Origin of the sequence: Hymenobacter sp. 102, assembly GCF_049949205.1 — a bacterium.
GTDB lineage: Bacteria > Bacteroidota > Bacteroidia > Cytophagales > Hymenobacteraceae > Hymenobacter.
Map to the genome: position 1 here is coordinate 3,136,782 of NZ_CP188172.1, position 21,228 is coordinate 3,158,009.

Sequence of the window (21,228 nt, forward strand, 5' to 3'; positions counted from 1 at the left end):
GGGTCAAAGAGGCGGATCAGGTATGGTGGCAAGTACGCGTCAAATAAGAATATATAGACAAGGACAAGTTGAAAATTATGCTGACAGTTGATTATCAACGGAAATGAGTAGAATAACTAAAGTGGATAAGAATACTTTCAGGATGCAGCAGTTGCGCTGTTTGATGGTCCTGCTAGTGGCCGTTGGGTGTGGGCTGAGCCCCGGAACAGGGCATGCCCAGTCGGATTTCCCGGGGTTGCCTGCCGACCAGCCCACAACCTCCCACACTCAGGTGAAAGCGCGTAACGTGCTGAAAGCAGATGTGTTTGCGCCCATTCCCTGGGTCTTCGTGAGCATGCTGAACGACCGGGCTCGGTACTTTCCGCTCATTGTTTCCTATGAGCGAAGCCTGCGCCCGCGCATAGCCGTGGGACTGGAGGCACAGATGGGGGGCATTGCTCCCTCAACCCGCCGGTACGGTGCTGCGCTGGAAGGACGTTATTACGTAACGCTGCCCGATGGCCTGCACTGGCTGGGCGGACTGTACGCCGCCCCGCGCCTGCGCTACCTGACCACGCGCTACGATGCGTACCTGCCCCAGCCCGGTGTCATTCGCGGAGACTGGGGCGGCACTGAGCTTTTGCTGGGGCAACAACGGCCTGGCTCTGTGTTCTTCCTGACCGGTCTAGTAGCCGAAGCAGGCATAGGCGTGGGCTATTGGTTTCGTCTTCGGCCCGACTTTCCGGCCGCCTCACCCTATGATGAGCCCTTCATGCAGCCCGGCTGGCAGTTGACGGCCCGGGTGGGGCTGGGCTACCGCTTCTAAAGTTTTTATGCTCCTGCGCCGAAGAAGCGGGTCAGGTTCAGTTGAGCGTTCCAGTTCTTGGTCTGGTAACCGAAACCGGTGTAACGGATGCCCCGGCTGTACGTGGGCTGCAGTTGCCAGCCTTTGTAGCGGTAGCCCAGCCCTAGGTTGAACCCCGCATCCACACGCCTAACCACAATATCATCGTAGTTCCGGCCTTTTTCTGAGAAGTAAACTTTCTCATCCCGGAAAGTCTGGTACGTGGTATAGTCGCGGCCATACTCTGAGCCCATTGGTAGCGTGGCTTCGTCGTGGAAGCGGCCGTTGAGGCCCACGCTCACGTACGGGCCGGCCAGCAGCTGAAATCCGTGTACCGTGGCCACTAGGTTTATAGGTACCTCCAGGTAGTTCAGGCGCAGACGGGTAAGGCTGTTCAGCGACAGGGTTTTGCCGTTGTGCGTTTCCGTCCAGGAATCCTGAGTGCGGAAGCCTTTTTGCGTGAATACCATTGAGGGCTGCACTGCCAGCCACCCCCACGATACTTCCGCCGCCAAGCCGGCATTGCCGCCCCACAAGCCGGTTTGAGGAGCTTCGTGCAGGCGGTCATACGCAAGCGGGTGCAGTCCCATCACGTGCCCACCTGCGCGCAGCCCGTAGCTGAACCTGGCCGGTTGCAGAGACTCGAATTTAACCTGCACTTGGGCCCGGGCAGAATACGCTAAACCCGTGAGGAGCAGGCCAGCGGATAGTAATACCTTCAACATGTAAGGAGGGGATCAGGCAGTAAGAGCGTACAGAATAATATTGACCCCAAATTTAGTGTTGTCTTCGGCTAAAAAACGCTTGTTGCGGAAGTCGTAATCCCACTCGCAGCCGTAGTCTTTGTTGGAGTACAGCACCGCCAAACGGCCGTTGATTTCGATGCCTTTCAGGTAATCGTGCACCAAGTCGTCGCCCCAGCCGTTCAGCTCAAAGCCGGTGTTGGGCGGGCCATCCGGAAACCTGAAAAACTGCGAGTAGATGGGGTGCGTTTTGGGCAGCTTCTTCAGGGCCCCGGCCCCGAAGCACACGCGCATCTGCTCTTCAAAGGAGCGGGCAAACAGCCCGTCGATGTCGTGGTTGCAGTCGTCCACGAACACAAAGCCGCCGCCGCGCACGTACTGCTCAAAATTCTTGCGCTCCGGGGCCGAAAACTGCACCAGCCGATGCCCCGAGAGGTAGCAGAACGGGTACCGGAACAGTTCCGGCGAATCCAGGGCCACTACCTTTTCCTTGGGGTTCACGGGTACTTTGGTGTACTGCACCAGGGAGTGCAGCAGGTTGGCCGGCATCCGCTCGTCCACCGCATCCCAGTCGCCGGAATGGTATTGCAGGCGCACGAAGGTGAAGGGAGCGGGCATAGGCAGCAGCAGGTAAGCGGGAGAAGACAGGCCAAAGACACCGACAACGCGCGAAAGGTGGCTTGCCCGGCAGCTACGAAGAAACAGGAATTTTGCCCTTATGCGTGAAATCGGCAAAGTTTGTGCGCACGCCGCATACCCCGGCAGCCTGGTCAGGCGTTATAGAAACCGGAAATGTTCTGGCAACTGCCTCACTACCTGTGCTATGAAACGTCTGTTGCTTCTACTGCCGGCGCTGCTGCTGGCCGCTGCCGCCCACGCGCAATTCGGAATCAAGGCCGGCCTCAACGCCGCCGTGCTCGATGGTGAGAATCTGGGCTCTACCTCCACCCGGTACAAAACGTACTACCACGGCGGGCTGCTGTACGAAATGAAGGTGCTGGGTCCGGTTTCTATCCAGCCGGAGCTGCTGTACTCCTTGCAGGGTAGCTCCATCCGCACGGCCATCGGTAATTACCACGCCAAGCTGCACTACCTCAACCTGCCGGTGCTGGCCAAAGTAACGGTGGGGCCGGTGTTTGTAGAGGCCGGCCCGCAACTGGGCTTTATGGTCTCGAAGCAGGAGGATAACGTGGCGGGCGGAACCAGCAGCTACAACTTCAAACGCACCGATTTCACCCTGGCCGCTGGCGGCGGGCTCAAGCTCGGCAACCTGCTGCTGGGGGGCCGCTTCAACGCCGGCCTCAACGATATCAACAACCCCCGCGACATCAGCGGCCTCAACGACCCGCGCTTCAAAAACCGCGTGATTCAGGGCTATGTGGCCTATCAGTTCGGCGACGACTGAGGCGCGCTGTTGTCCTACTTAGCGGCCGTATCCTGCAGAAATTGATTGTACAGATTGATAATCTGGGGCGTGTCTTTGTAATGAAAGCCGGTGGCTCCTTGCCGGATTTGGGTGCTGATGGCCAGGTAGTCGGCGGTGTAATCGGTCATGAGCTTGCGAAAGTTACCGTGAGTGAGGGCCAGCAGCTGACCGTTGCGCCGCACAAACCACCGGTTGCGCTCCATGGCGCTGCCACCCAGCTGCGCGAGCAGCGTAGCCGTGGCCAAGGCGGGGTTGACTACCGAGAAAATCAAGGGCACTTTGTCGCCCACCGAGCCACTCATGGCAAACAGCTCCACGGGGCCTTCTACCACGCGCATGGCCAGCACATCGGGGCAGCCAGCGGGGCCCATGTTTTCCAGTTGATGTCCCCGGATTGTGGCCGAGGCTATCTTATACACGTCCACGTACTGTATCCGGGGGAAAGGGCGTACCTCGGGGTTGCGGCTGAAGTAGCTGATTTTCTCCTCAAATCCGATGCAGTCAACCGGAAAATAGGAGCGGACGGTTTTGCCATCAGTAGTTTTCACCACGGCCAGCCCGTGTGGAGTTTTGGGGCCCGTATCCCGCCAAGCCACCGAGTCGGGCAGGGACTGGGCAATGATGGTTGGACTGGTTATTAGCAGCGCTAAACTCGCGCAGCCGATGGAAAGCCCATATCGTACAAGTAAATGCATATCGGTAATGAATTTGGTAAGAATCAGGCAAAGGTGGCGAGTCGGGCTCCGCAACTACTTGATAAATATCAATTTTTGCCCAACACGTTATGTTGGGTGCCTGCTGTGGGGGCGATAATCTGACTTAGCTATAACAGAAACGCCCCGGTTTGCTCAAAACCGGGGCGCTCCTGTTTTTTCAGCATTACACCGCGTCGGAAAGGGAGGTGAAGGTGAAGTCCCGAATCTTCAGCGGGGGTACCAGGTTGCCGCCCAGGCGCACGGGCTTGCCAATGGCCTCCACGTTGTTGAGCATAATAACGGGTGACTCGTTGAAGCGGAAGTTCTTGATAGGGAACTTGATTTTGCCGTTCTCGATGTAGAACGTTCCATCCCGGGTGAGGCCCGTGAACAGCAGCGTCTGTGGGTCCACGTCGCGGATGTACCACAGGCGCGTGACCAGAATACCCTTCTCAGTGCTCTTGATCAGGTCCTGCACGCTCTGGGTACCTCCCTCCATAATAAAGTTGCCGGGGAAAGGGGTGGCCTGCTTACCGGTTTTCTGGGCCCAATAGCGGGAGTAATACATGTTTTTGACCACGCCTTTCTCTACCCAGTTCATGCGCTTCACGGGCATACCTTCCCCGTCAAACACGCCGCTGGGTGCTTGTGCATTCAGCGGGTCGGAGTAGATGGTAATGCGCGGGTCGAACAGCTTTTCGCCCATGCGGTTGCCGCCGCCTTTTTTGCTCAGGAAGGAGCGGCCCTCGTCGGCCTCCCGGGCCCCGAGGCTGTACATCAGGTTGTTGAGCAACCCCTCGTCGGATACCAGGGCGGCCGGTTCCAGAATAACGGTGTACTTGCCGGGTTCCAGTGCCTTGGCGTTGCGCGAGCCGGCGGCCTTGTCGGCGGCGGTTTGCGTAAGGGCCTTGGCGTTGAACTTGCTCACATCGGTGTAATCGGCCACGGCGTAGCCCGAGCCGGTGCCGTCGGGCGTGCGCACCGTCACCGAGAAGTCGATGCTGGTGCTTTGCTGGTAAGCCTCCAGCCCTTTGTTGTTGCGCAGGGCCTGGAAGTAGGCCCCGTCTTCGAGGTAGCCGGCCGCTGTGAGGCCCTTGGCCGAGCACAGCGCAATACTGTCACCAGCGGCCTGGGCCCGGTAGTCGGGGGTAATGGCGGCGGTGCTGGCAGCGTAGCTCACGGGCGTGAGGTACTGCTGCGGGCCCAGCAGGGGCATGTACTCGGGGTCTTCGGGGGCGAGGCGGGCAATTTCCTCGGCCCGCTGCACGCAGCGGCGCAGCGTCGCGTCGTCGAACTCATTGCAGGTGGCCACGCCCGAGCGTTTGCCGAAGCGCGACTCCACGATCAGGCGCACGTTGTCGGAGGCGCCGGCGGTACTCACCGAGTTGCGGGCGTAGCGCACGTTGCCGGTGGTGCGCCCATCCAGGCTGGCCTGGCACTCGTCGGCGGTGCTGAACCCGATAACCTTCTTCAGGATAGCCTGGGACTCATCTTTGGAGAGAATAGCCATGTAGTTGAATGTGCAGAATGTGGAGGGAATGTGGAGAATGTGCAGAATGGGTAGGGGGAGGTTACCGCGCAGGTGAAGGGTTTTCCCACAGGAGCCACATTCTGCACATTTCTCACATTAGCACTAGCCGATTTTGCGGGCCGTGTTGATGACGTTTACCGAGTTGAAACGGGTGGTGCTGGAGCCGTGGCTCACGGCCGACGACTGGCTGGGCTGGCCTTTGCCGTCGTTGAAGAAGCCCGCAAACCGGTAGTCCGACTGGTCGCACACGGCCGCGCAGGAGTTCCAGAACTCCAGGGTATTGGTCTGGTAGGCCACGTCCTCGAGCATGCCCGTGATTTTGCCTTTTTCGATGGCGTAGAACACCTGGCCGCCAAACTGGGAGTTGTAGCGCTGCTGGTCGATGGAGAAGGAGCCGTTGCCGGCAATGTAGATGCCTTTCTCCACGTTCTTCACCATATCGTCCACGCTGAGCTTGGCCGCGCCGGGCTTCAGGCTTACGTTGGGCATGCGCTGGAACTGCACATCCTGCCACGACTGGGAATAGCAGCACCCGTCCGATTCCTGCTGACCCACAATGTGCGCCTGGTCCCGAATCTTCTCGTAGTCCACCAGAATGCCGTCCTTGATGAGGTTCCACTCCTTGGTTTTCACGCCCTCGTCGTCGTAGCCCACCGCGCCCAGGGAGCCGGGCTGCAGCTTATCGGCCACGATATTTACCTGCTTGGAGCCGTAGGGCTGGCCCTTGGCTTTCCACTCCAGCGTGGCGAACGAGGTACCGGCGTAGTTGGCCTCGTAGCCCAGCACGCGGTCCAGCTCCAGCGGGTGACCCACCGATTCGTGGATGGTCAGGCCCAGGTGGTGGGGGTCCAGCACCAGGTCGTATTTGCCGGGCACTACGCTTTTGCAGGTGAGCTTTTCTTTGGCCTGGCGGGCGGCCAGGGCGGCGTCTTCCAGCATATCGTAGCTGTACTTATAGCCGATAACGCCCGAGCCCTGGGGGCCGGCCACTTTATCCTCGGCCTTAGGCGTGAGGTACTCGTAGCCCATGCCCATGGGTGAGCTGAGCGCCTGCCGGCTGCGGAACTTGCCCGAGGCTCGGTCCACCACCGTGACCCCGAACGTGGGGAAGATGCGGTGGATGTCCTGGTCAATGTAAGAGCCGTCGGTGCTGGCAAAGTACTTCTGCTCATTCACCTGGAACAGCACCGAATTCACAAACGAGGCACCATTTTCCAGCGCCTTGGCATTCGTGGCCAACAGCAGGTCGACCTTGTCCTTGATGGGTACCTCGAAGGCGTTCTGCTTGATAGGGGCTTTCCAGGAAACCTCACCGTAGCCTTTCTGCGGGGCCAGTTTTACTTGCTCCTTCTGCACCTTGGAGTTGGCCTTGGCAATCTGCACGGCCAGCTGGGCGGCTTTGGCCAGACCAGCTTCCGTTACCTGGTTGGTAGAGGCGAAGCCCCAGGTGCCGTTGGCAATTACCCGAATACCGGCCCCGAAGCTCTCGGAGCTAACGATGTTCTGCACCTGCTTCTCGCGCGTGAACACCCCCTGATTGAGGTAGCGGCCAATGCGCACATCGGCGTAGGTGGCCCCCGCCGACTTGGCGGCGTTCAGGGCCACGTCAGATAAGCGTTTTTTCTGGGCTACGTCCAGGCCGGGCTCCAGCAAACGCATCGGGTCCACAATATCACCACCAAAGCTGGGCAGGGAGGGTAGCCACAGGGCACCGGCAGCCAGGCCGGTTACGCCCACAAAATCACGTCTATTCACAAGGGTAGAAGTTGAAATTCAGGAGAGAAAAACCAGAAGTAAAAAAAGTGTAGCGCAGAGCCCTGCGGCCCCGCGCTACCAGCTTACACCGCGTCGGAAAGGGAGGTGAAGGTGAAGTCCCGAATTTTGAGTGGGGGCACCAGGTTGCCGTTCACGCGCACCGGTTTGCCAATGGCTTCCAGGTTGTTGAGCATGATAATCGGCGACTCGTTGAAGCGGAAGTTCTTCACCGGGTGCTTGATTTTGCCATTCTCTATGTAGAACGTTCCGTCCCGGGTGAGGCCCGTGTAGAGCAGCGTCTGCGGGTCGACGGGGCGGATGTACCACAGGCGCGTAACCAGAATGCCGCGCTGAGTACCTTTGATGAGGTCGGCGGTGCTTTGGGTACCGCCTTCCATAATCCAGCCGCCGGGGCGCGGAATGTCCGGAATGCCGGCCTTCTGAGCCCAGTAGCGCGAGGTGTACAGGTTTTTCACCACGCCCTTCTCAATCCAGGTGATTTTCTGCTGGGGGCGGCCGTCACCGGAGAAGGTCAGGTCGCCCAGTTCGGGGTGGGTTGGGTCGGAGTAGATGGTTACCCGCTCATCGAACATCTTCTCTCCCTTGCGGTTGCCACCACCCTTCTTGCTCAGGAACGAGCGGCCTTCATCGGCCGAGCGGGCATCGAGGGCGCCCATCAGCGCGGCCATCAAGGAGGCGTCGGAGTTGGCTACCAGGGCGGCGGGCTCCAGAATAACGGTGTACTTGCCGGGTTCCAGGGCTTGGGCGTTGCGCGAGCCGGTGGCTTTGTCGGCGGCAATCTGAGTGAGGCGGCGGGCGTCAAACTTGCCGGCGTCGGTGTAGTCGGCCGTGGCGTACCCCGAGCCGGTACCGTCAGGCGTGCGCACCGTGATACTGAAATCCAGCCCGGAGGTTTGCTGGTAGGCTTCCAGGCCTTTGTTGTTGCGCTTGGCTACGAAACCGGCCCCGTCGTTGAGGAAGGCCGCCGAGGTCAGCTTTTTCTCGTCGCAGAGCTTCATGCTGGCCCCCACCTGCGTGGCCCGGTAGTCGGGCGTGATGTCGGCAGTGGCTTTGGCGAAGCTATTGGTGCTGGGCAGGTACTTCTGGGGGCCCAGCAGGGGCATGTACTCGGGGCTTTCCGGGGCGAGGCGGGCAATTTCCTCGGCCCGCTGCACGCAGCTCCGCAGCGTCGCGTCGTCGAACTGGTTGCAGGTGGCCACGCCCGAGCGTTTGCCGAAGCGGGCTTCCACCGTCAGGTTCACGTTATCTACTGCGCCGCTGGTGCTGATGGCATTGCGGGCTGAGCGCACGTTGCCGCCCGTCTGGCCGCTGAGCGTGGCTTCGCACTCGTCGGCTTTGCTGAAGCTCATCACCTTTTGCAGGATGCCCTGAGCTTCGGATTGGGAAAGAATGGCCATATCTTTTGTGAATGTGCAGAATGTGGGTGGAATGAGTGGGGATGTGAAAATCAAGTGGTATTCTGTGCTCCGTTTTGCTTACTGCTGATAATGATGCGGGCCAGTAGCCGACGCGCCTGTTGCAGCGTATCAAACACTGCCGTAGCAGGTGTAGGATAGGTAGAAGCGTGCTGGCAGAGCAGCAGCCAGTATTCCGTTTCCTCGGCCTCCTTAGCAGCTATCTTGCATTTATGGATAAAGTCGGCGCGGCTTTTGGCGTGCTGCGCTTCACGCATACTGGCCCCGATGGAGGTAGCACTGCGAAGCACTTGTTGCGCCAGCACGAACCGTCGTGTCTTTTCCATTTCCTCTACAAACTCCATCACTTGCAACGACAACTCGAAAGTGAGCCGCAATATGGGGTTGTCAGCGGGAGCAAGCATGAGCAGCCGGTTCAGAAGTCAGAACGAAGCATATTTGCCACATTTTTCACATTCTCACCGCATTAAAAACTAGCCGATTTTGCGGGCCGTGTTGATGACGTTCACCGAGTTGAAGCGGGTGTGCGCCGAGCCGTGACTCACGGCCGACACCTGGCTGGGCTGGCCTTTACCATCGAAGAAGGAGCCGAACAAGCGGTAATCCGATTGGTCGCAGATGGCCGCGCACGAATTCCAGAACTCTACCGTGTTGGTCTGGTAGGCTACGTCTTCGAGGATACCGGCAATTTTACCTTTCTCAATGGCGTAGAACACCGTGCCGCCAAACTGGGAGTTGTATCGCTGCTGGTCGATGCTAAACGAGCCGCGTCCGGCAATGTAGATGCCCTTGTCCACGCCCGAAATCATCTGGTCCACGCTCAGCTTTTCCTTGCCGGGCTGCAGGCTGATGTTGGCCATGCGCTGAAACTGCACATCCTGCCACGACTGCGAGTAGCAGCACCCATCCGACTTATTCTGGCCCACGATGTGCGCCTGGTCGCGGATTTTCTGGTAGTCCACCAGCTTGCCATCCTTGATGATGTCCCACTGGCCGGTTTTTACGCCTTCATCATCGAAGCCCACCGCACCCAGAGAACCGGGCTGGGTTTTATCGGCCACAATGTTCACCAGCTTGGAGCCATAGGGCTGATTCTTCGCTTTCCACTCCAGCGTAGCGAAGCTGGTGCCGGCGTAGTTGGCCTCGTAGCCCAGCACGCGGTCCAGCTCGGTGGCGTGGCCGATACTTTCGTGGATGGTCAGGCCCAGGTGGTTGGGGTCCAGTACCAGGTCGTATTTGCCGGGTACTACGCTCTTGGCCGTGAGTTTTTCCTTGGCTTGTTTGGCGGCCAGGGCAGCGTCTTCCAGGATATCGTAGCTGTACTTGTAGCCAACCAAGCCAGTGCCGGCCGGACCGGCAATTTTGTCCTGGGCTTTGGGTTGCAGGTACTCGTAGCCCATGCCCATAGGCGAGCTGAGGGCCTCCCGGGTGCGGAATTTGCCCGATGCCCGGTCAATGGCCGTTACCGAGAAGTTGGGCCAGATGCGGTGAATGTCCTGGTCGATATAGGAGCCATCGGTGCTGGCGAAATACTTCTGCTCGTTGATCTGGAACAGGGCCGAATTCACGAACGAAGCGCCGTTTTCCAGGGCCTTGGCATTGGCCGCCAGTAGCAGGTCCACTTTGTCCTTCACCGGTACTTCGAAGGCGTTTACCTGAATGGGTGTCTTCCAGGAAACCTCGCCGTAGCCCTGCTGGGGAGCCAGCTTCACGGGCTCTTTCTGCACTTTGGCGTTGGCCTTGGCAATCTGCACGGCCAGCTGGGCGGCTTTCGCCATGCCGGCCTCCGTTACCTGGTTGGTAGAGGCAAAGCCCCAGGTGCCGTTGGCAATTACCCGGATACCCGCCCCGAAACTCTCCCCGCTGGCAATGTTCTGCACCTGCTTTTCGCGGGTAAACACGCTTTGGTTGAGGTAGCGGCCAATGCGTACGTCGGCGTAAGTGGCCCCCGCCGACTTGGCGGCGTTCAGGGCCGCGTCGGCCAGGCGTTTTTTCACGGCGGGGTCGAGGCCGGGTTCCAGCAGGCGGGCGGGGTCAACCAGGGAGCCGCCGAGGGCGGGCACCGTTGGTAGCCACAGGGCGCCAGCCGCCAGGCCCGTCAGGCCCACAAAGTCGCGTCTGTTCAAGGAAGTGAGGATTTTGGTGAGTGGAGGAGGAATTTGCAGGAATGTTAGCCAGAAGCCGCTGCAATTGCAACCTACGGACAAAAAAGCCGTATCGGGGCTGCATCTCTCCGCTCTCAGCCCGGTAATTATTACAAATTTTGTAATGACTGTGAGCAGTGCCCAGCTCCGCCTCGCGCACGAGTTGCAGGCGAGTTCCCGGAGCGTAAGCACTACATGTCCGGTACTCGCTCCGTTCGTGCGCGAAGCGGAGCTGCGCGCTACTGAACCAGCGTCAGCAAATCAGCAGCAATCTGGGGCCAGGGTTGAGCCAGGTCGATGGTGACGATGCGCACGGGGTGGCCGCCGAGTGTGTAGCGCATATTCACAGCCTGCGTGGCGGCAGGGTAGAGCAAAATGCCCTCTAGCTGCTGCCCCGGAGGTGCAGTTTGGTTTTGCAGGTAGGCGTACAGCTGGTACAAGTGTGGCGCAATCAGCTTTTGCTGATTGTAGCGCTGGCGCAGCGCCGAGGCGTAGTACTTGGTATCCAGAATGATTTTCCGCTCCGGGCTTTCCAGCGTGGTATCCGTAATCATGGCGGGCAACAGCGCTAAGCCGGCCTCGTCTTCCGCGTGGGCCTGCCATTGAATGGTTTCGCTGAGCACCCGGTAGTGGCGCTGCTCCAGCCGGTAGAAGTTGCGCACGAACTGCTCAAACAAGCGGGCCATCAGTACTTCGTCGCGGCGGAAATCACGGAACCGGGTGGGGCCGGCGGCGTCCGGCTCGGGTAGGGCACTGGCCTGCACCAGTTCACACACGTTCAGCAAAAAAGCCCAGGCCCCGGTTGGGCGCTGCCGCCGGGCAGCCAGCAGCCCGGCGCGCGTGGGCAGCTGCGGTACCACGGCCGCCGGAAACTGGCGCACCAAAGCCCGCACCTCCTGGCGGAGCACAGTGGGCAGACTGACAGTGCGGCCCAGGCGTTGCAGGGTGCCCAGCAGCAGGCTGGCCAGCAGGGTGTTGGTATCCAGCTCATCAAACGTGCACACGGCCCGGCCCCGCCGCAGCAAATCCTGACGCAGCGTAGCGGTGAGCAATACCCGGCCCCGCAACTCCGCCAGCTCGGCGGTGTGCTCGGAGTACGCTGCCGGCAGGCCCCGGCGTAACTGACGGAGGGTGGCTCGCAGCAGCACGTAGGTGAGCAGCTCCAGGGGGCGGTGGAACTCCTGCTCGCTCACACTCTGCAGTTCGCTTGGCTCCGGCAGTCGGTTCCAGGCGTAACAGAGCAGGTAGTAGAGGTTTTGAACGGGAATCATACGGGTGCCTGGTTCAGGCCAGCAGCCGTTTTCTCTGCTGGGCGGCTTTGGCAGGCTGGTCCAGCCAATACTCATCCAGCAAGGGCGCAATTTCCTGTTCCAGAATCAGCTGCAACCAGTTGGCGGCTTCCGCCGGATTAGCCGGCGGCTGGCAAAAGTAGCTGTGCCCGATGCAGAAATCGGGGCCCAAATCAGGGTCTTCGGCAATGCTGTGGTTAAGCTCCGAGAGGTTGGTGGTGAGGCGCTGGACCACCTCGGCCGGAACCTCTAGGCTGGTTAGAAACTGCTTCAGCGGCGGACCGAATTCCGGATGCAGGGATACAAAAGCAAAGCGCCGGCGCAGGGCATAATCAAGGGGAGTCAGGCTCCGGTCGGCTAGGTTCATGGTGCCGATGACGTACACGTTGTCGGGCACGAAGAACGGCGGGCTGCCAGCCGGGGCGTAGGGTAGGCGCACGGCGTGGGCCGGCCCGCGCTTGTCGGCTTCCAGCAGCAGCAGCAACTCCCCGAAAATACGGGCTACGTGGCCCCGGTTCAGCTCGTCAATCAGCAGAAAATACGGCCGACTGGGGTCCTGGGCGGCGCGCTGGCAGAACGAGACCATAATGCCATCCTGCAGCTGAAACGCCCCGGCTCCATCAGGCCGGAAGCCTTGCACAAAATCCTCGTAGCTGTAGCTGGGGTGAAACTGCACCAACTCCACCCGGCTCGCATCCGTGGCCCCCAGCTCCAGCCAGGCCAGCCGCCGGGCCAGAAACGTTTTGCCGGTGCCGGGCGGGCCCTGCAACAGCACGTTGCGGCGGCGGTGTAGGGCCGCCTGCGCCGCCGTTAGCTCCGCCTCACTCATGAACAGCTCCCGCAGCGCATCGGCCTGGGTGTAAGGCATGGCCGGAGCAGTCGGCTCATAAGCCGGAATAGGCTCCTGCACCTGCGCGGCTGAGGGTTTACGGCTTTTTACTACTACCGGCTCCCGGGCCGGGCCGGTGTAAAGTTCCTGCATCTGCTCCTGGGCCGCTACGTCACCATCCAGCACCGCCGAGTTTTCCAGGGTAGGACGCTTGGTGGCAATAGTGAAGCTGAGCTGCTCCAGCACGCGGTTGGTGGGGGCCCCGGCCGGCAGGGGCCAGGCCGCCTCTGGCTGCCCCAACGCCAGGCGGTACGCCAGCTGGGCCACCGCCCGGGGCGCGTACCGCTTGCCCCGGTACACCAAATCATATACGGTGCTCAGGGGCATGCGCGGCCCTTCCCGGTCAAGCTGACGCAGGGCTTGCAGTACTTGTTCGCGGGTGAGGTGGGGCGGCGCGGGCGGAGGAGTGAGCATGCAGTTCTAAAGTACGGGCAAAACAGCCGAATCCTGCCAAAAAGGTCCCGCGGCATTGGCCCAAAAAAGCCGGGCCGACAGTGCGTCGGCCCGGCTGCTGTGAGTTGGCGGAAGGCTGATCAGGAGCCTTTCTGCGTGGTTTTCTGCTTGCCGTCGGGCTTATCCGTTTTGGTTTCCTCGTTCTTTTTCTCGTCGCGCTTGGTGGCGGGGTCAGTATGCTTGGGGGTGCTGGTCGTTTGGGCCATGGGTGTTTGGGATAAAAGTGAACAGCCTTGGTATACGAGCCCTAAAGCACAACGGGTAACAAGCAACGGAGCATTCAATAGAAATGTCCGCCGCTACCCCGCCGTAATGGTGCGCTGAATACCCAGCTTTTTCATGCGGGCTTCCAGCGTTTTGGGGTTGATATCGAGTAGCAGGGCGGCGCCGTTGGGGCCGCTCACGCGGCCACCGGTGCGCCGCAGAGCCAGCAGAATATGGTCCCGCTCCTGCTCACGCAGCGTTTTCACGGGGCCGCCCGCCTCCGTAGGCGCGGGGGCTGCCTGAGCCGCGGCGGCAAACCCCTGAAACTCCAGAAACGGCCCCTGGCTCACAATAACGGCCTGCTCCACCACGTGCTCCAGCTCGCGCACGTTGCCGGGCCAGCCGTACTGCTGCAGGGCCCGCAAATCCCGTTCGCGCAGGCCGCGCACGGGCTTGCCCATCTGCTTGGTGAAGCGCTCCAGGAAGTAGCGCATCAGCGGCTCCACATCCTCGGGCCGCTCGCGCAGAGCTGGCAGTCGGATGGGAAACACGTTGAGGCGGTAGTATAAATCGGCTCGGAAGCGGCCGGCGGCTACTTCTTCTTCCAGCACGCGGTTGGTAGCCGTAATTACCCGCACATCGGTGCTGATGACGCGGCGGCCCCCAATGCGCTCAAACTCCTTTTCCTGCAGCACCCGCAGCAGCTTGGCCTGCAAATCCAGCGGCAACTCGCCCACCTCATCCAGAAAAATCGTGCCGCCGTCGGCCAGCTCAAACTTGCCAATGCGTCGGTCGTGGGCCCCAGTGAAAGCGCCCTTCTCGTGGCCGAACAGTTCGCTCTCAATCAGCTGGGCGGGCAGGGCGGCGCAGTTGATTTTGATCAGGGCCCGCTCCTTACGGGGCGACAGGTTGTGCAGGGCCCGGGCCACCAGCTCCTTGCCGGTGCCGGTTTCGCCGGTTATCAGCACGGTGGTATCGGTGGGGGCCACCTGGGCCAGGCGGGTATACACCTGCTGCATTACGGCGCTGCCCCCCACAAAGTCGTCGAGGCGGGCGGCGGCGGTGGTGTTGATTTCGTCGATGAGGTAGGTGCGCTCCTGTTCCAGCTGAGTACGCAGGGCGTCAATCTGCTCGAAGGCCAGCACGTTCTGAATAGCCAGCCGGATTTGTGGCACCAGGGTCTGAATCAGCTCCAGGTTTTCCTCAGTGAAGGCAAACGGCTGCCGGCTGGCCAACACCAGAGCCGCCGTGGGCTCGTCGCCGGTTTTCAGCGGGGCGCACAGCAACGACTGGGTACCTCGTTCTTCCTGAATAAAGCGTAGCAGCTCGTAGCGCCGGGCCAGTTCCCGAAAGTCTTCACCCACGTACACGCCCGGGGCCGCAAACAATTCTACGGCCGCTTTCTGAGTGGCCGCCCATTCAGGCAGCGCGTCGTGGCGGTGCTCGTCCAGGGGAGCGAAGCTGCCGTCGGGCTGGCGGTTGAACTCAGCCAGCGCCCGCACCGGCGAATTGGGCTTGCGCACCCGCACCCCAAAGTAGTCGCAGGGCACCACCCGGCTGATTTCGGTGGCAATGGTCCGGAATAATTCTCCCCGCTCCTTGATGCTGAGCAGGGCGTTGTTGAGGGCCAGCTGCATGGATTTTTCCTGCTCCCGCCGGGCCACCTCCTCGAAGGCCAGCGTATTGGTAACAGCCACGGCTACCAGCGAGCCAATCTTCTCCAGCAAATCTTCGTCGTTGGCTGCAAAATCCGGCTGCCGCCGGGCCACCAACGACATCAACCCAATGAGGTGGCCGCCGGAGCGCAGCGGCACCACTACAAAGTAGCGCATCCCCCGCTCCAGCAGGGCGCAAAACGGCTGGTACTCCGGATACGTGCGCAGCAGTTCTTCTAAATCGTACTGCTGCAGGTGAGACTGCCGGACAAACAGCTCAATGGGGGTACCCTCAATGGGCATGCGGCCCAAGGGCTTGCCGCCGGGCTGATCGGGCAGCAGCAACTCGCCCAGGTAGTCGCGCAGAAATACCCGGCGGTACTGGTGCTCGGCATCAAGGGTCAAAATGGTAATGGCATCAAACGGAAAAATGAGCCGCAGCTTGCTGGTCACGCTCCGGAACAGGTCTTCCTTGTTGCGGGTAGTTGCAATGGCGTCGTTCAGGTACAGCAGCAGGGAGTCATCTTGATCTGGCATACGGCAAAACTGGTGGAGTGCAGCTATAAAATCAACACAACCATGCACAGGGTATTTTGCTTAAATAACAGGAATAAAAAATAGATTTTTCTCAAATAACAGGAAGAATGATACATATAGTAAAAGGTAAATAATTGCCCTTTGAAAAATATTATCTGCTTTTACGGCCTGTAAAGCGGGTTTTTACATCGGATTAAAAGAATTTTAACGGGCTGGCACGTAGTTAGGTAAAAGGCGGACATCCATACGTTGTTTTAGATATGCTTTTCCGACCTCAACATACCGCACCGCTGCTGGCTACCCTTGGGTTGCTGGTGAGTAGCGCGGCCTACGCGCAGGTGCCCATTGCCACTGCTACCGCCGGCGACTCCCTGTCGCTGGAAACAACTGTGCGCTCGGTGCTGGATGCCAACCCGGCCATCAATGCCCTACAGGAAGAAGTAAACCAGGCCCAGAGCCGCCTCGATGAAACCCGCACCTACCTGAAGCCGGTGGTAGATGGTACGGCCAGCTACACGCGCATCGACCCGGTGGTGAAAATTCCGCTGGGCGACGCTACCTTCCAGCTGGCTCCGGCCAACAACTACGATACGCACGTAACGGCCCGCTACACGGTGCTGGACTTCGGCCGGGCCAACGCGGCCATCAACGCGGCCAAAACCCGCGCGCTTACCGCGGCCGACCAGATTAACGTAACCCGTCGGGACTTGGCGTACGCCGCGGCCCAGAGTTACTACAGCATCCTGTTTGCCCGGGAAGCCATCCGGGTGCAGGACGCCCAGATTACTTCGCTCAAGCAGCACCAGCGCGAGATGGAGAAGCGGGTAGAAGGAGGAGTGAGCACCAACTTCGATGTGACGACTACGCAGGTGCGCATTGCCCAGGCTCAGGACCGCCGCATCGACCTGCAGAACCAGCTGCGGAACCAGGAAATTCAGCTGGCCCGGCTGCTGCACCGGCCCGAGGGGGAGATGACACCCGTGCGGGGCCGCTTCGAGTACAGCCTGCAGAGCGTGGATGTGCAGGACGCCCTGGCCCGCGCCGCCACCAACCGGCCCGAGGTGAAGCTGGCGAAAGACGCCGAAGAAACTGCCACGGCCCAACTGCGGGTAGCCGAAGTCGGTAACAAACCCACCCTGAACCTGGTAGCCCAGGCTGGCGGCAAAAACGGCTACATCGTGCCGAACCTGGAGCGGTTTCGCTTCAATACGGTAGCGGGGGCCCAGCTCAGCATCCCCATCTACGACGGGGACCGGAACAAGTACCAGCGCGCCACGGCCCAATCGGCCATCAAGGGGGCTCAGGCCCGTACCCAGGATGTGCAGGAGCAAATCAAGGCTGATGTGCTGCAGGCGGTGAACAACATGCAAACCAGCACGGCCCGCTACGACAACTCGCAGGTGCAGATTACGCAGGCCACCGACGCCCTCACCCGGGCCAAGGCCCGCTACCGCTACGGCGTCGGCTCCAACCTGGATGTGCTGGACGCCGAAACCCAGCTGGCTCAGTCGCGCCTGTCGCGCCTGCAGGCCATCTACAGCTACACGCTGGGCCAGTACCAGCTCCGCCGCGCCACCGGCGAGCAGATTTGGTAGGTGGTAGGGTGTGAGGGTTGGTGGGTAAGAGGGTAGGAGTTGTTTCTCCCGTCAGTTTTGGCGCCTCTTGCAACTTCATTCCGACCACCCTTCTACTTCCTGCCCTCGCACCCGCCCACCCTCATACCCTAACTCAATGACCATCCTGTGTCCGATTGACTTTTCGGCGGCTACCGAGGCGGTGGTGATGTACTCGGCGGCGCTGGCGGCGGGCACGGGAGCCAAACTGCGGCTGTTGCACGTGCTGGCAGCGGAGCCGGGCACCCCGGTTGATGATGTGGCGCTGGCCCGGCACATGGCCCGGCACCGCGAGGCGGCTCTGGCGACCGGGGCGCAGGTAACCACCGCCCTGATTCCCGGCGACGCCGCCCGCGAAATCGTAGCGGAAGCCCGCCGTCATCCGGCCGATATCATTGTTATTGGCGCGCACGGCCAAACGGGTCTCACGCGGTTCCTGATGGGTAGCACCGCCGAAACCGTAGTGCGCACCGCACCCTGCGTGACGCTGCTGGTAAAGCCCGGCTGCCAGCAGGCGTACCGCCAGTCGGCATAAACTGCAATTCCCCAAGTCTGGTGGCTGGGTCCCTGACACGGCCGCCAACTTCTTCAACTCTCAAGCAACGAACAACCAAGTACTCCTTATGGCAACTCCCGTTCAACATGATCCGGCTGTGGCTCCCACGCAATCTGCGGCTTACGAGCCGGTAGTGGACGAGCAGCCCGAGGGCCGCTCGAAGCGCCCAATTATCTTTATCATTCTGGCGCTGGTACTGCTGGTAGGCGGCTACTTCGGCTGGCAGCGTTACCAGTTCGGCCAGACCCACGAAGAAACCGACGACGCCCAGGTAGAAGGCGACGTATACCCCATCCTGCCCCGGGTTTCGGGTCCGGTGATGGAGGTGAAGGTGCAGGACAACCAGCCCGTGAAGAAGGGCGACGTGCTCCTGACCGTGGACCCCGCCGACTACCAGCAGCGCGTGAATGCCGCTGAAGCCGCCTTGGCCGCCGCCCAGGCCAACGTGGTAGCCGCCCGCGCCGCCGTGGGTACGGCTTCGGCCAACGTCAGCTCGGCCCAAACGGCCATCGGCGTCAGCGACGCTACCCGCGCCCGCCTCGAAAAAGACCTGAAGCGTAGCCAGTTTCTGCGCAAGGAGGACATCATCCCGCAAAGCGAGTACGATGCCGTGCAGGCCAACCTGAAATCGACTACGGCCCAGCGGGCTACGGCCCAGCAGCAGGTGCGCGTGGCCCAGCAGCAGGTGGCCGCCGCCCAGCAGCAGGTAGCCGTAGCGGAAGCCGTGGTGAAACAGCGCCAGGCTGACCTCGACAACGCCAAGCTGCAACTAAGCTACACCACCATTACGGCGCCCGCCAACGGGGTGGTCAGCAAGAAAAGCGTGCAGCCCGGCCAACTGGTAAGCCCCAACCAGCAGCTGATGGGCTTAGTAGCCAGCGGCGACACCTGGATTATTGCCAACTTCAAGGAAACCCAGCTGGAAAACATGAAAGTGGGCCAGCCGGTACAAGTGGAAGTGGATGCCTACCCGAACGAGGAGTTTCAGGGGCACATCGAGTCGCTGTCGGCCGCAACCGGCGCCCGTTTTGCCCTGCTGCCCCCCGATAACGCCTCGGGCAACTTCGTGAAAGTAACCCAGCGCGTACCCGTGAAAATCGTGCTGGATAAAGTGGACCCCGAGCATCCGCTGCGCGCCGGTATGAGCGTGACGGCCACGGTGAAGGTGAAATAAGGTAGGAGGGTGAGGGGGTATGAGGGTGAGGGGGTATGAGGGTAGGAGTTTTTCTGCGCGTGCGCTTTCACCCAGCTTACTGACTGTTTTTCTTCAGTTTATCCCGGGCCGTCTTTTCGGCTTTTCCGAGGATGGACATGATTGCGCGGGCCTCTGACAGCAGATCGTCCAGTTTGCCGGTAGGCAATGAACTCCCTTCACTCAAAAGCTCCAGCCACAACACCGCTTCGTCGGCTTCCTCCAGCGCAATGTGGAGCTTGGCGTTAAACTCCCGTTCGGAGCGCGCCCGGCAAGCGGCCCGGTAGTTGGCGGCTATGGAAGTGCCCGCCCGCAACAGTTGCAGGCCTGCAACCCGACAAGATGGTTCCGTCGGCAATCGGTCTGCCAGCTTCATAATGCGCAACGCAAACGCCTTGGTGCGCTGCCGGAACTCCTCGGCAAAATCAAAATTTGACACACTGTTCGGCATAGCGGATAAGAATTGATTTCTCCTAAATAAAACACCTCCGGCCCACTTACCTGCACACGCGGCACGAGTACCTGGATTTGCTACGGAAGAAATTAAAATAACTCCTACCCGCTTACCCTCACACCCTCATACCCTATACCAGCGTGGAAACCGGATTTACCAAGTGGATCATCGTCATTACGGTGGTGATGTGCTGCTTGCTGGAACTCATTGATACCAGCATTGTAAACGTGGCCCTTACCCAGATGATGGGTAACCTTTCGGCCACGCAGCAGGAAGTAAGCTGGGTGGTGGCCTCTTATGGCATTGCCAACGTAATCGTCATTCCGATGACGGGCTTCCTGGCCGAGCAGTTCGGCCGCAAAAACTATTACCTGTTCTCGGTAATTCTGTTCACCATTGCTTCCATGCTCTGCGGGCAGAGTACCAATATCTGGGAGCTGGTGGCGTTTCGTTTTGTGCAAGGCATTGGGGGCGGCGCCCTGATGGCTACCTCCCAGGCTATCCTCATCGATACCTTCCCGCCTAAGCAGCTGCCCCTGGGGCAGGCCTTATTCGGGATGGGCGTAATTATCGGTCCTACCATTGGCCCTACGCTGGGTGGCTTCATTGTGGATAACTACGACTGGCCCTGGATTTTCTACGTGAACGTGCCAGTGGGTATCCTCGCCTCTATCTTCACCATCCTGTTCATTCGGGACCCAGAGCGCATCAAAAATGCCATTCCGCGTCCGTTGCGCGAAATCGACTGGGCCGGTATTTTCCTGCTGATTCTGGGCGTAGGCTCGTTGCAGCTGGTGCTGGAGCAGGGCGAAACCGAAGACTGGTTTGAGAGCCTGTACATCAACTTCTTCACCCTGATGGCTGTGGTGGGCATGGTAGGCTTCATCTGGCGTGAGCTCACGGCCAAGCAACCCATTGTGGACTTGCGGGTGCTCACGCGCAGCCGCAATCTGGCCATTGGGGCTTTCCTGTCGTTTATCCTGGGCTTCGGGTTATTTGCTTCGGTGTTTGTGTTCCCCATCTTCTGCCAGCGGATTCTGGGCTTCACGGCTGAGCAAACCGGCTACCTGCTACTGCCGGGGGCGCTGCTTTCAGGCTTTATGATGCCAGTGGTAGGTAAGATGATTCAGGGGGGCATCTCGCAGAAGTATATTCTGCCGGTAGGCTTTACCATCTTTTTCGTCTTCTCTTACTGGATGAGCACCCAGATTTCGCCCACGGCCGGCGAGAGTGACTTCTTCTGGCCCCTGATTCTGCGCGGTTTCGGGCTGGCGCTGCTGTTCCTGCCCATCACCACCATGTCCTTGAGCGGTATCAGCGGGAAGGATGCGGGCCAGGCCGCCGGCCTCACGGGCATGATTCGTCAGCTGGGCGGCTCGTTCGGGGTGGCTTTGGTGGGTACCTACCTGGAGCGCTCCATTGCCCAGAACCGGGTGGGTATTGCCTCCAACGTGTCGCTCTACGACCCTGAAACCCAACAGCGCCTGCAGGGCCTCACGGCCAGCTTCATGAGCAAAGGCGCCAGCTTCCTGGATGCTCAACAACAGGCTTTCGCCGCCCTCAGCGGCATGATCATGAAGCAGACTTCCATTGTCACCTACGCTCAAACGTTCCTGATGATTGGTACCTTCTTCCTTCTCTGCTTGCCGCTGATTCTGCTGGTGCAGCGCCCCAAACCCGGCGAGAAGGTGGACCTGAACGCCGCGCACTAGGTGGTAGGGTGTGGGGGTAGGCGGGTTTGAGGGTAGGAGTCTATTTTAGGTAAGAGTTTGTATAAAAGCGCAACGTCCCAATCGAATTTCGATTGGGACGTTGCGCTTTTGTCAGTCAGGC

At 60.2% G+C, this 21,228-nt stretch carries 19 protein-coding genes; 6 read left to right on the plus strand and 13 right to left on the minus strand.

The window, feature by feature from the left end; genetic code table 11:
- Positions 1–160 precede the first annotated feature (160 nt).
- Positions 161–805, plus strand: a complete 645-nt coding sequence (locus tag ACN19L_RS13450; RefSeq protein WP_426490012.1) for a hypothetical protein — start codon at positions 161–163, stop codon at positions 803–805.
- A gap of 5 nt (positions 806–810) precedes the next feature.
- Here the strand turns inward: ACN19L_RS13450 and ACN19L_RS13455 are convergent, their stop codons facing one another.
- Both ACN19L_RS13455 and ACN19L_RS13460 read right to left on the minus strand, forming a co-directional pair.
- Complete coding sequence (locus ACN19L_RS13455) at positions 811–1,548, minus strand: outer membrane beta-barrel protein (RefSeq protein ID WP_426490013.1); 738 nt, start codon at positions 1,546–1,548, stop codon at positions 811–813.
- Between the two features lie 12 nt (positions 1,549–1,560).
- Positions 1,561–2,184: a DUF4159 domain-containing protein gene (locus tag ACN19L_RS13460; RefSeq protein ID WP_426490014.1), complete on the minus strand. Its 624-nt coding sequence runs from the start codon at positions 2,182–2,184 to the stop codon at positions 1,561–1,563.
- Between the two features lie 205 nt (positions 2,185–2,389).
- Between ACN19L_RS13460 and ACN19L_RS13465 the strand changes: the two genes are divergently transcribed.
- Positions 2,390–2,971 (plus strand): porin family protein, encoded by a 582-nt coding sequence (locus ACN19L_RS13465; protein WP_426490015.1) that lies wholly within the window; start codon positions 2,390–2,392, stop codon positions 2,969–2,971.
- A 14-nt stretch (positions 2,972–2,985) separates the two neighbouring features.
- On the opposite strand, the gene ACN19L_RS13470 is transcribed toward ACN19L_RS13465, so the two are convergent.
- The 10 genes from ACN19L_RS13470 to ACN19L_RS13515 all read right to left on the minus strand — a co-directional run bounded on the left by ACN19L_RS13470 (position 2,986) and on the right by ACN19L_RS13515 (position 15,580).
- Positions 2,986–3,687, minus strand: coding sequence for a hypothetical protein (locus ACN19L_RS13470; RefSeq protein WP_426490016.1), 702 nt, complete (start codon positions 3,685–3,687; stop codon positions 2,986–2,988).
- A gap of 184 nt (positions 3,688–3,871) precedes the next feature.
- A complete protein-coding gene (locus ACN19L_RS13475; protein WP_426490017.1) occupies positions 3,872–5,197 on the minus strand; it encodes a TldD/PmbA family protein in 1,326 nt (441 codons plus the stop codon).
- 123 nt (positions 5,198–5,320) lie between these two features.
- Positions 5,321–6,973 (minus strand): TldD/PmbA family protein, encoded by a 1,653-nt coding sequence (locus tag ACN19L_RS13480; protein ID WP_426490018.1) that lies wholly within the window; start codon positions 6,971–6,973, stop codon positions 5,321–5,323.
- 83 nt (positions 6,974–7,056) lie between these two features.
- Positions 7,057–8,391 carry a TldD/PmbA family protein gene (locus tag ACN19L_RS13485; RefSeq protein ID WP_426490019.1) on the minus strand — a complete coding sequence of 445 codons (1,335 nt, stop codon included), beginning with the start codon at positions 8,389–8,391 and terminating at the stop codon, positions 7,057–7,059.
- Positions 8,392–8,441: 50 nt separating this feature from the next.
- Complete coding sequence (locus tag ACN19L_RS13490) at positions 8,442–8,813, minus strand: four helix bundle protein (protein WP_426490020.1); 372 nt, start codon at positions 8,811–8,813, stop codon at positions 8,442–8,444.
- A gap of 69 nt (positions 8,814–8,882) precedes the next feature.
- Positions 8,883–10,535: a TldD/PmbA family protein gene (locus ACN19L_RS13495; protein ID WP_426490021.1), complete on the minus strand. Its 1,653-nt coding sequence runs from the start codon at positions 10,533–10,535 to the stop codon at positions 8,883–8,885.
- Between the two features lie 257 nt (positions 10,536–10,792).
- On the minus strand, positions 10,793–11,824 hold the full coding sequence (locus ACN19L_RS13500; protein ID WP_426490022.1) for a 5-methylcytosine restriction system specificity protein McrC: 1,032 nt from the start codon (positions 11,822–11,824) through the stop codon (positions 10,793–10,795).
- 13 nt (positions 11,825–11,837) lie between these two features.
- Positions 11,838–13,145 (minus strand): AAA family ATPase, encoded by a 1,308-nt coding sequence (locus ACN19L_RS13505; RefSeq protein ID WP_426490023.1) that lies wholly within the window; start codon positions 13,143–13,145, stop codon positions 11,838–11,840.
- A gap of 119 nt (positions 13,146–13,264) precedes the next feature.
- Positions 13,265–13,390 (minus strand): hypothetical protein, encoded by a 126-nt coding sequence (locus tag ACN19L_RS13510; RefSeq protein WP_426490024.1) that lies wholly within the window; start codon positions 13,388–13,390, stop codon positions 13,265–13,267.
- Between the two features lie 93 nt (positions 13,391–13,483).
- Positions 13,484–15,580: a sigma 54-interacting transcriptional regulator gene (locus tag ACN19L_RS13515; protein ID WP_426490025.1), complete on the minus strand. Its 2,097-nt coding sequence runs from the start codon at positions 15,578–15,580 to the stop codon at positions 13,484–13,486.
- A 260-nt stretch (positions 15,581–15,840) separates the two neighbouring features.
- Between ACN19L_RS13515 and ACN19L_RS13520 the strand changes: the two genes are divergently transcribed.
- The 3 genes from ACN19L_RS13520 (at position 15,841) to ACN19L_RS13530 (ending at position 18,923) form a co-directional block, all read left to right on the plus strand.
- A complete protein-coding gene (locus ACN19L_RS13520) occupies positions 15,841–17,175 on the plus strand; it encodes a TolC family protein (protein WP_426490026.1) in 1,335 nt (444 codons plus the stop codon).
- 136 nt (positions 17,176–17,311) lie between these two features.
- A complete protein-coding gene (locus tag ACN19L_RS13525; RefSeq protein ID WP_426490027.1) occupies positions 17,312–17,728 on the plus strand; it encodes a universal stress protein in 417 nt (138 codons plus the stop codon).
- Positions 17,729–17,816: 88 nt separating this feature from the next.
- Positions 17,817–18,923, plus strand: a complete 1,107-nt coding sequence (locus ACN19L_RS13530) for an HlyD family secretion protein (protein WP_426490028.1) — start codon at positions 17,817–17,819, stop codon at positions 18,921–18,923.
- A 76-nt stretch (positions 18,924–18,999) separates the two neighbouring features.
- Here the strand turns inward: ACN19L_RS13530 and ACN19L_RS13535 are convergent, their stop codons facing one another.
- Positions 19,000–19,392 carry a four helix bundle protein gene (locus ACN19L_RS13535; RefSeq protein ID WP_426490029.1) on the minus strand — a complete coding sequence of 131 codons (393 nt, stop codon included), beginning with the start codon at positions 19,390–19,392 and terminating at the stop codon, positions 19,000–19,002.
- A gap of 143 nt (positions 19,393–19,535) precedes the next feature.
- Between ACN19L_RS13535 and ACN19L_RS13540 the strand changes: the two genes are divergently transcribed.
- Positions 19,536–21,107 carry a DHA2 family efflux MFS transporter permease subunit gene (locus tag ACN19L_RS13540; protein WP_426490030.1) on the plus strand — a complete coding sequence of 524 codons (1,572 nt, stop codon included), beginning with the start codon at positions 19,536–19,538 and terminating at the stop codon, positions 21,105–21,107.
- Positions 21,108–21,228: the final 121 nt, after the last annotated feature.

Coding starts and splice junctions, on each gene's coding strand:
- ACN19L_RS13465 (WP_426490015.1), top strand. CDS start 2,390: ATGAAACGTCTGTTGCTTCTACTGCCGGCGCTGCTGCTGGCCGCTGCC.
- ACN19L_RS13460 (WP_426490014.1), bottom strand. CDS start 2,184: ATGCCCGCTCCCTTCACCTTCGTGCGCCTGCAATACCATTCCGGCGAC.
- ACN19L_RS13470 (WP_426490016.1), bottom strand. CDS start 3,687: ATGCATTTACTTGTACGATATGGGCTTTCCATCGGCTGCGCGAGTTTA.
- ACN19L_RS13475 (WP_426490017.1), bottom strand. CDS start 5,197: ATGGCTATTCTCTCCAAAGATGAGTCCCAGGCTATCCTGAAGAAGGTT.
- ACN19L_RS13525 (WP_426490027.1), top strand. CDS start 17,312: ATGACCATCCTGTGTCCGATTGACTTTTCGGCGGCTACCGAGGCGGTG.
- ACN19L_RS13530 (WP_426490028.1), top strand. CDS start 17,817: ATGGCAACTCCCGTTCAACATGATCCGGCTGTGGCTCCCACGCAATCT.
- ACN19L_RS13520 (WP_426490026.1), top strand. CDS start 15,841: ATGCTTTTCCGACCTCAACATACCGCACCGCTGCTGGCTACCCTTGGG.
- ACN19L_RS13505 (WP_426490023.1), bottom strand. CDS start 13,145: ATGCTCACTCCTCCGCCCGCGCCGCCCCACCTCACCCGCGAACAAGTA.
- ACN19L_RS13535 (WP_426490029.1), bottom strand. CDS start 19,392: ATGCCGAACAGTGTGTCAAATTTTGATTTTGCCGAGGAGTTCCGGCAG.
- ACN19L_RS13490 (WP_426490020.1), bottom strand. CDS start 8,813: ATGCTTGCTCCCGCTGACAACCCCATATTGCGGCTCACTTTCGAGTTG.
- ACN19L_RS13500 (WP_426490022.1), bottom strand. CDS start 11,824: ATGATTCCCGTTCAAAACCTCTACTACCTGCTCTGTTACGCCTGGAAC.
- ACN19L_RS13510 (WP_426490024.1), bottom strand. CDS start 13,390: ATGGCCCAAACGACCAGCACCCCCAAGCATACTGACCCCGCCACCAAG.
- ACN19L_RS13455 (WP_426490013.1), bottom strand. CDS start 1,548: ATGTTGAAGGTATTACTATCCGCTGGCCTGCTCCTCACGGGTTTAGCG.
- ACN19L_RS13515 (WP_426490025.1), bottom strand. CDS start 15,580: ATGCCAGATCAAGATGACTCCCTGCTGCTGTACCTGAACGACGCCATT.
- ACN19L_RS13485 (WP_426490019.1), bottom strand. CDS start 8,391: ATGGCCATTCTTTCCCAATCCGAAGCTCAGGGCATCCTGCAAAAGGTG.